The 6,446-nt window shown below is 60.2% G+C and carries 5 protein-coding genes, 1 tRNA gene and 1 pseudogene; 2 read left to right on the top strand and 5 right to left on the bottom strand.

Features of this window, described 5'->3' with window-relative positions; genetic code table 11:
* Positions 1 to 934 (top strand): class I SAM-dependent methyltransferase (locus B3520_RS06575; protein ID WP_286875725.1); only part of this gene is annotated, 934 nt, incomplete at its 5' end.
* A gap of 6 nt (positions 935 to 940) precedes the next feature.
* Here B3520_RS06575 and B3520_RS06570 read toward each other — a convergent pair.
* Positions 941 to 1,693: a methyltransferase domain-containing protein gene (locus B3520_RS06570; RefSeq protein ID WP_286806858.1), complete on the bottom strand. Its 753-nt coding sequence runs from the start codon at positions 1,691 to 1,693 to the stop codon at positions 941 to 943.
* Positions 1,694 to 1,696: 3 nt separating this feature from the next.
* Complete coding sequence (locus tag B3520_RS06565; RefSeq protein WP_286806859.1) at positions 1,697 to 2,320, bottom strand: DNA-J related domain-containing protein; 624 nt, start codon at positions 2,318 to 2,320, stop codon at positions 1,697 to 1,699.
* 241 nt (positions 2,321 to 2,561) lie between these two features.
* Here B3520_RS06565 and B3520_RS06560 point away from each other — a divergent pair.
* A tRNA-Asn gene (locus B3520_RS06560) sits at positions 2,562 to 2,637 on the top strand.
* Positions 2,638 to 2,844: 207 nt separating this feature from the next.
* On the opposite strand, the gene B3520_RS06555 is transcribed toward B3520_RS06560, so the two are convergent.
* From B3520_RS06555 to B3520_RS06545, 3 genes and pseudogenes are all read right to left on the bottom strand, one after another.
* A complete protein-coding gene (locus B3520_RS06555; RefSeq protein WP_286875723.1) occupies positions 2,845 to 4,362 on the bottom strand; it encodes an alpha/beta fold hydrolase in 1,518 nt (505 codons plus the stop codon).
* Between the two features lie 26 nt (positions 4,363 to 4,388).
* Complete coding sequence (locus tag B3520_RS06550) at positions 4,389 to 5,924, bottom strand: putative bifunctional diguanylate cyclase/phosphodiesterase (RefSeq protein WP_286806862.1); 1,536 nt, start codon at positions 5,922 to 5,924, stop codon at positions 4,389 to 4,391.
* A 322-nt stretch (positions 5,925 to 6,246) separates the two neighbouring features.
* A pseudogene (locus tag B3520_RS06545) lies at positions 6,247 to 6,446 on the bottom strand (glycosyl transferase family 1); the annotation flags it as partial.

The raw sequence follows: 6,446 nt of genomic DNA, 5'->3' as shown, positions 1-6,446 counted from the left end.
CCCGCCAAACGCTTCATCCCTCAGCGTGATCACCAACCGTTGGGATCAGTTCGAACTCACCCGCCACGCCGGCCTGAATACCCACTTCAGTGATTTTGATTTCTCGCTTCGGGCCGACGGTTCACTGGATCGAGTGTTCTATCGCGTCTCGAAAGAAAAACCGGTCGTGCACCACATCATCAACGAAGCCGGCCGCTGCCTGAAGCCCGGTGGTGAGCTGGTCCTGTGCGGGCACAAAACCGACGGCACCAAAACCTATATCGACAAAGCCTCCGCGTATCTGGGCCAGCGCGAGAAGGCCAAAAAAATGGGGCAACTCTACGTCGCGCGCCTGGTCCGGTCCGACCGCCTGGCAACGCCACTGGATGACAGCGACTACACCATTCCCCGCCCCATTTTCACCGACGATGACGTTCAGTTTTTCAGCAAACCGGGGCTGTTCGGCTGGCAGAAACGGGACCGGGGCAGTGCCATGTTGTGGGAACAGGCGGCGCCCCGTCTGCAGACTTCCGGCGCTGAAACCCTGCTGGACCTCGGCTGCGGCTACGGCTATCTGGGGCTTATGACTCAGCGCCTGCCACTAAAGCGGAGAGTGTTGACCGACAATAATGCTGCCGCCCTGGCCATGGCGGCCTACAATGCCGAACACAATGGCATTCCCGCCGAAGTGATCGGCGCCGACTGTGGCGAGCGCATTACCGACACCTTTGATGCCGTGCTGTGCAACCCGCCCTTTCATCAGGGGTTCGGTGTCAGCGGGGATTTGACTGACCGGTTTTTACGCAGTGCCCACACCCACCTGACGCCCAATGGTCGAGCCTGGTTTGTGGTGAACCGGTTTATTCCCCTGGAACAGAAAGCCCGCGGCCTCTTTACGCACGCCGAGGTACTGGCTGACCGGGACGGTTTCAAAGTGATTGAGCTCCGCAGCTAACCCCGATCAAACCCCAAAGGCCTTGCGGCGATACCGCAGCCGGCATTGCGCCCGCCGCTTGTCCAGTTCGGGATGCACCTGCAAACGGGTTTCAAACATTTCCCACTCCGGCACCTGCCGAAAGAAGGCGCCAATCGCGTTGGCGTAGTGCGGCGTGCTGAAGCGCTGCGCCTCGGCCCAATGTCGGCGAATCACGGGATCTTTGCAGAGCGCCGACGCACGCAACTGCGCCTCACTTTCGAAATTCATCACCAGAGCACCGCCCGGCACCACCACCGACCAGAGCGCGCTGCACCAGTTTGTATCAGCCGCGATGGCGCGCTCCGCCTCGCCGTCCACATGGCCGAACAGGTCGTCAATCACCAGATCAAACCCCGGCCCCCGATACTGTGCCAACCACTCCCGCGCGTCCGCCTCAAGCAGGCAGACATTGGCTGCCGAGGCACCGAACACCTCTCGCGCCACCTGCAAATGGACCGGGTTCAACTCAATCCCGACAATCAGGTCCGGGCTCAGAAACCGGTTGAGCTGGCACACCACAGCGCCACCGCCAACGCCCAGCAGCAACACCCGCGACGGACGCCCAGACCGGAGTGCAAAAGCGGGCAGCAACAACAGGTCCCAGACGCTGCCGGTTACCGGCTCGGCGGGATTGTACTGACTGTGGAATACGCCGTTGGTGTACAGGCGCAGACTGTTGCCCGCCCGGCGGACCTCGTAGCGATCCTCACCCTGTTGGCGCAACCAGAACAGCGCCACCGGCTAGCGACCCCGCCCTAGTACCGCCATGGCAGCGTTGATCTGCTGCAGGCGCCGCTCGGAGCCGCCCCGATCCGGATGGTGGTCCATCGCCAGACGACGGTAGCGCTGCTTGATTTCCTCCCGGGTAACCGGGTCGGTCAGCTCCAGCGTTGCCAGGGCATCGGCCCGCTCCTGGTCGGAGGGAGCCGCCCCCTGCCCCAGACGCTTCCAGAAACCCGCCAGCAGTTCTACCACCGTCTCTTCGGTCGCGTTGTCGTAATACGACCAATCCAGGTAGAACTCGCGTAAGGGCCCCGCCTCCGCCTCGGATACCGCCCGGGCACTCTCCCCGTCCGCCAGCGGCCGCAGATAGATCGCCAGGGGCGAGATCACCAGCGCCTGCCCCTGGCAGGCAAACTCCTCCTGGAGCCGATGCAGGGCGTTGAACACCTGAAAGTGCACCCGGAACAGGGTCAGCGGATGAAAACTGTAGTCCCGATCCACCAGCCCCCGGGTCTTGAGGCCTTTGATCAGGGTAAACTCGGTCTGGGCCACCCCCTGGGCGGCCTGCAGTAGCTCCCGAACGGGGCCGATCAGCGGGTTGCGCTTCCCCTCGTCGGGCAGCCTTTGTGTCTGTTCAGTCATAGCCGCCAGTATAGGGAAAGCGGCCTGGATTACCAGCAGAAGACCCGACGCCAGGCACCAGCCCACTCAATCTAACCCGTTGAAAAAGCACCAGTTATTACCCAAAGTGCACAGAGAACACCCAAATTGCACAAACCGTCACCAGGCCACCCCAAAAGGGGCACTTTTTTCTGAAAAAAGGGTTGACCGATCCAAATCCGGACTATAGGATACGCACCACTTCCAGACAGGAAGGCGCCACTCCGCCTTAGCTCAGTTGGTAGAGCAAATGACTGTTAATCATTGGGTCGCTGGTTCGAGCCCAGCAGGCGGAGCCAAATACGAAGAAACCACCCACCTCGGGTGGTTTTTTTATGGACCAATGATTAGCGCAGCCGCGCCGTTAATCATTGGTGAATTCCAGTGGAATCCACCTAGTTCGAGCCCAGCAGGCGGAGCCAAATTACTAGCCAAGCGCTAGACCAGAAACCACCCAACTTGGGTGGTTTTTTATGCCTATTAACCGCCCCGACACCTTCTTACCGCTATTCAACCTCAGCCACGCACTCCGGCGTCCACTCCTGCTCCGGGTGATCCAGAAAACGGCCCAGTGCTGACTCTACACAGGTGTCCGACCATATCACCGAGTGGCCGACATCTTCGGCGATATAGAGCTGAGCCTCTGGCCAGCGACGGGACACGTCTCGAGACCACTGCGCCGGTGTGACGGGGTCCAGTTCGCCGGCCAATATCAGCGTGGGTGTGGCGGGCGGTTCGAGGGGTGGCAGAGGTTCATCGGCGGAGCCCAACCAGCGACAGATGTAATTGTCCCAACGATCCATATAGGCGGCGTAGCGTGGGTAGCGGGCCAGTTCCGCACTGTAGGCGGCCTCGGTGCCCAGCGTATGGTCGAAGCAGTTCACCGCCATGAACGTCAGCCTTGAGAGGCCGCCCTCCAACGCCTGGTTGATGAAGGATTCCACCAGCGGGGTCACTCGTTCGGGCTCTTCGCTCACAACACCCTGCAGCGCCTCGACAATCATCGGCCAATCCCCATGGTCATACAGGGCGCTGAATACCGTGGTCATCATTCGGTGATCGTCCAGTACCACTTCGATGGATTCCGTTCGGTACCAACTGTCCACGGACAATTCCAGTGGCTGATTTTCCAACGTTTTTAGGGCCTGCATCAGCAAGGCGTTCAGGTCCGGCACCGACTCGGCGCAGCCTTGGCGCCCTTGGCACCAGCGAATGAAACGCTCGATGCTTTCGGTTACCACACCGGGCCAACTGATCAGTCCGCCTTGGTCCGGTGGGTAAAGCGCATCCAGTACCAATGTTCGCACCGGCGGCGGCCCTTCATGGTTCAACGCTACCGTCGCCAGAGCGAGGCGCGTACCGTAGGACACGCCGATCAGATTGAACTGTTCGTAGGGCAAGAGGCGCATCAGTGCGGCCAGATCGGCGGCGCTTTGCCGGGTACCAAACTGATCCTGACGAAAGTGCCCCGCAGCCTCCAAGTCCGCAAAACAGGCTTGCAGCAACTCGGCGGCTTCCCGCGCTTCCCGCTGCGGATCAATATGCTGAGCAACGGCCTGCTCACTGTAGATGTCATACTCCGGGCAGGTCAGCGCGGGCTCGCTTTTCCCCACGCCGCGCCGATCCATCAGAATCAGGTCACGGTGCAGATTGCTGTATTCCTGCCAGGACTGCCAGAATTCGATGCTGTGTTTATCGAGCCCGGCCGAACCACCGGGGCCGCCGGGCAAGTAGATCACCGGGTCGTCCCGTCGCTCGGACGAACTGGAACGGAGGATGACCACCGGCAGGTGAAAACGCTGCTCACCCGAGTCGGTCGCATAGCCGGGCGTCAACAGGTCGGCGCAGCGGACGTCTTTGCGCCAGTGGCTCTGGAAGTCGCAACGGCGGTAACGGAGCTCATAGTCCGTAGCAATTGCCGGTGCATTTTCAGGCGTCGATTCCGTCGCTCTGGCCGTTATCGTTTCAGGGGAAACGTCAATAAACCAACAGGTGGCCGCCGTGCCCGCAATGCCCAAACACAAGACCCATATCCACCAGAGTCTGCGCATCAAGCGTTGACCGTTTGCTGCAGAACCAGAGTCCGGTATTCATCCCCCGGCATGGGGCGGGCCAGCCAAAAGCCTTGCAGGTAGTCCACACCCAGGCCTTCCAACGCCAGACTCTGGGTTTGCGTTTCCACGCCTTCGGCCACGACTTTCAGATTGAGTGCCTGAGCCATGGCCACGCTCGCCTCTACCAGTGCACGATCCTGCCGGGATTGATCCATGCCCTGCACAAAACTGCGATCAATTTTCAGATAACTGAAGGGGTGTTGGCGCAGGTAACTGAGTGACGAGTAGCCCTGACCGAAGTCATCCATGGAGATGGCGACCCCCAGGTCGGTCAATTGATTGAGAACTTCCGCCGCTTCGATCACGTTATTCAGTAGTACGCCTTCGGTAATTTCCAGAATCACGCACTGCGGGTCGATACCGGATTCGTGCAACGCCTGCTGCAGATCACTGACGATGTACCCGTGCACAAACTGCTTGGGAGAAACGTTCACCGAGATGGTCAACGGCTGACCACTCTCCCTGATCAGTTCAACCGTACGGAAAAAGGCTTTTCTGAGCACCATCATGCCCAGTTTGCGAATCTGCCCGCTCTGCTCCGCGACCGGAATAAAGTCCGCCGGTGAAATAAACCCTTCCGCCGTGCGCCAGCGCACCAGAGCCTCGGAGCCGGTGCAGCGCCCTTCAACCGGCTCGTACACCGGCTGAAAGAAAACTTCCAACCCATCCTCTTCCAGCGCCTCGCGTAATTTCTGCTGAAGATCAAAACGATGCTGCAGGCTGGTGGCCATTTCCGGCTGATAAAAGTTGAAGCAGTGTTTGTATTTTTTGCTGTGATGCAACGCCAGATCGACGCTGCGCATCAGGCCCAACAGCTGTTGACCGTCCTCCGGATAACAGGCCACCCCGGCACTGGCGGTGACGGTCAGTTCCATACCGTCGACGGTAACCGGTTCGGTCAATGCTTCGAGCAGCGCACCGGTACGGGCCGCCACCCGATGGCGGCTTTCGGTACCGGCGCACATCATCAGAAACTCATCCCCACCCTGGCGTACCAGATGCTCCCCGGGCCCGAGCTGGGCCTTGAGTCGCTCCGCAAGCGCGACGATCAGTTGATCCCCCGCCCTGTGGCCCAGACTGTCATTGACCTGTTTGAAGTCATCCAGGTCCAGCAGGATGACACAGAAACCTTTGCCGCTGCGTTCGGCCTGCCCCAGCAGCCTTCGCATGACCCGCAGGCCGAAGCGACGGTTCGGCAACCCCGTCAGGTAGTCGGTGTAGGCTTTGCGGCGCACGAGAGACAGGTGCCGGCGTTTCAGATCGAGCTGCCGGGAGAGCGCCCAGTTCAGCCGATAGGCCAACAAGTAGATGATGACGCTGGAGGCGATGACGAATAACCAACCTTTGGTGGTCTGCCAGAACAGGAAGCTGGTGGAGTCTGCGGCGACCAACCAGTACAGCACCCGGTCGGATAGCAATATCCACAAGGAGGCGAGCGCGAGGTAGATCAGAGCTATCCGTACTGGGGTCATAAAGGGTCGTTATCACGTCAACAGGCTTGCCTTGAGGATAGCAGCCATAGAACGATGCGACCATATGTCGGCGCTTTTTTGCTCCACAATAGACTATGGCAATCACTGTTATAGCGACTGCCCGTTGCTATACTTGGCTCAGGTGTCCGCCGAGGGCTGTGCAGTGACGGGAGTTTCGCCCCTACGAGCGCCCATCTCGGCGCTCCTGATGCCGGTCCCCTGCGGCGGCAAGCGCCGCGGAAAATCCCCTCAGGGCCGGTCAATCAGCCGACAGACGGCAGCCCAGCGGACACCCTCTTCCCTGCGTCCCGGCGCATCAGCGCTACTCGTACAGGGGTGGCAGGTCGGCCTCAAACAGGGTCGCCGGATGTTGGTGGAACTCGATGAAATCCTCCGCCGCCGGATGATCCGGGTACGGCACATAGAAGTGATCCCGGCTCTCCCGCTCACGATTGGCGTTACGCCACACCTGCATATATACGATCTGTCGCGTCCACTCGTTCGCCTGCCAGCCTTTGAGCT

It is taken from the genome of Marinimicrobium sp. UBA4509 (assembly GCF_002388575.1).
In the GTDB taxonomy this organism is placed as follows: domain Bacteria; phylum Pseudomonadota; class Gammaproteobacteria; order Pseudomonadales; family Cellvibrionaceae; genus Marinimicrobium; species Marinimicrobium koreense.
This window is presented reverse-complemented; position numbering and strand designations above follow the sequence as displayed.